General features: G+C 33.1%; 2 protein-coding genes and 1 pseudogene. All 3 read right to left on the bottom strand.

What is annotated here, in order from left to right; translation table 11 throughout:
- Nucleotides 1-152: 152 nt before the first annotated feature.
- Nucleotides 153-1,076: a DUF6625 family protein gene (locus tag CIK90_RS02555; RefSeq protein WP_094464279.1), complete on the bottom strand. Its 924-nt coding sequence runs from the start codon at nt 1,074-1,076 to the stop codon at nt 153-155.
- Nucleotides 1,077-1,080: 4 nt separating this feature from the next.
- The gene (locus CIK90_RS02550) at nt 1,081-1,890 is read right to left on the bottom strand and encodes a glycosyltransferase family 2 protein (protein ID WP_094464278.1); all 810 of its coding nucleotides are present in this window, start codon (nt 1,888-1,890) and stop codon (nt 1,081-1,083) included.
- Nucleotides 1,891-2,012: 122 nt separating this feature from the next.
- Nucleotides 2,013-2,397 (bottom strand): annotated as a pseudogene (locus CIK90_RS14345) (sugar transporter); the annotation flags it as partial.

The following is a 2,397-nucleotide window of genomic DNA, read 5'->3' as shown; positions in this document are numbered from 1 at the left end:
GTTGATCATCTATACTATATACTGTAATATCGTGCAAATGGTGAACTTCATTGTATTCAAGGTAAAAATCAATGAGGTTTTCCACAGCTCCTCCTCGTACGGCAGGAACAGGTAAGATACCAGAAGTAAGTATTGCTATCTTCATTAGTTGTTTATTTATAGTGTCCTAAGTTTAATTTCCATATAATGCGGTCTTTCCATTGTGCAAGTTTTGTCCTAAAGGTTCGTTTCCTGCTATAAAATAACAAATGGAATTTTATCATGTGTTTGGGAAAATCAATCATTGATGTAGGGGTAATCAGAAAGTGATTGTAATCTGAAATTTTATCTTTCATGAATGCCCTATGTTGGAAATGTGCATAGAGAGACTCTTTCTTTTCGATTTTCCCATTGACTATGCGAATCATGTACAAATGTTGACCATCGTGTTCAAACAATACTTGTTGCCATCCTCGCGTTAAACTGTTGAAATGAAAAGCTTGTTTGGGCTTTGAGACGTTGTCAAATGGAGTCTCTAGCCAACAATCATTTGGGCGGCATGCTTTCCATTTGTCGCTACACCCCATATGGTCAAACTCATCGAAGAATGTAATGTTTCTTGTTGTATATGCATCAGTATATTTTTGGAAACCATTTTCTTCTTTCATAAAATATTCATTGGTGTCAGAATCATTTCTGAAAAGAGAAAGATGTCCCCATCCTAATATAAACTTGTATTTTAATACCTCATCAGTAATAAAAGTGCGTATATTTCCATATACAAGGTCTAAGTCACCAAATCCCCAAAAATCATATTGCTTGATGTAATCTTTTAGAATATAGCCATAAGCTGGTTTATATTCGCAAAGCTTGTATGGTCTATCTAATATAATCTGAAAATCGAATGCCTTTTGAACAATTATACGAAAGTCCTCAAATTTCATTTTGTGGACGATAATATTCTTATATGGTGCTATTTCTGTATCGGTAAAGAACATAAAGTCAATACTTGGATTGCGTATAGCTGACGCCCTCCAAATATCGTATTGTGGAGGTAACTTTCCGAAATAGGGGAATATAACAACAATAGATTTCATGGCTTTATTTGAAGAATTTTGATATACGATAAATCACTTTGATACAGAATCTAATCATCTTGACGTTTTTTTCTTCATTACAGAGAGAAAAGAATTTATATAGGGTTGTTTTGTCAATCTTAGATAAAGATGCGTAGTCTTTATACACACCAGGTGCAAGGAAATTCTTCAGATACTGCTGCTTTTCTTCTTGACTTTTTGCGTTTTGACGTTCTGTGATACCTCCAGCTTCTCGTTTACAGATAATGTCTGGAATAAAGATTACTGTCTTTTCTTCTGCTACGATTTTTCTTAAATAGAAAATCCAATCTGAAACGAATTTGTATGATTCGTCATATTGATATTCTTGAAATAAACATTTCTTAAAAAATGTACTTTGATGGGCAAGTGTTTCTTCGTAAAACGTAATCATGGAAAGTCGCATGGGCTCCAATGATACATGACCAAGTTTCAGATCTTCATTATAATGGTAATCATGACCGACAATCATATCTTTTTCAAGATGATAATCTGCCACTTTCTGTAATACATCATTATTATAAAAACAATCTCCAGAATTCATGAAATTAAGATATTCTCCATTGGCAACCTCAATACCCTTGTTCATGGCATTGTAGATACCCTTGTCAGGTTCTGATACCCAATACGTGATTATGTTGGCGTATTCTTTTATGACCTCAACGCTTCCGTCTGTTGAACCACCATCAATGATTATGAATTCGTAATCAGTATATGTTTGATTTACAACACTTTTGATAGTGTTGCGGAGACCTTCCACATTGTTGTAGTTAATAGTAATAATCGAAAATTTCATAAACTTTATATGATATCAATTCAACTTTTAATGCAAAGTTAATGATTATCTGTGAGATATAGTCTAATATTGACGAAAATAATTATCGTTTCTGATTTTTTTCAATATACGATTGAGATTACTTATTTGTGTATAAATCTATGCAGGCAATCTTTGGTTCCTTTTACACAAATACAATAGGATGGAATAGAAATTACAAAATATATTGCCATTCCCGATAAAGCGTATAAAACCCATGTGCCGATATTTTGATACGGATCAATTGGTAAAAGCCTCGTCAAGCATGTTGGTATAATGATGGCAATCAATGAAACAATATAGTTTCTTGTCACAGATTTCCAATAGTTGAAAATGGGCTCCTTAAAGCCTGAATGGTACAAATAACATGGCTTCCAGATTACAACTATCAATAAAAGACTAGTAATCTTACCTAATAGTATTCCTATGATTCCCCATTTTAATCCACAAATTATGGTAATGCTTATATTTATGATTAGTTCTGCCCAT

The organism is Prevotella sp. P5-126, from assembly GCF_002251185.1.
GTDB lineage: Bacteria > Bacteroidota > Bacteroidia > Bacteroidales > Bacteroidaceae > Prevotella.
This window is presented reverse-complemented; position numbering and strand designations above follow the sequence as displayed.

What these genes read in the sequence shown, in the direction of transcription:
- CIK90_RS02550 (WP_094464278.1), bottom strand. Translation starts at nt 1,890, where the DNA reads ATGAAATTTTCGATTATTACTATTAACTACAACAATGTGGAAGGTCTC.
- CIK90_RS02555 (WP_094464279.1), bottom strand. Translation starts at nt 1,076, where the DNA reads ATGAAATCTATTGTTGTTATATTCCCCTATTTCGGAAAGTTACCTCCA.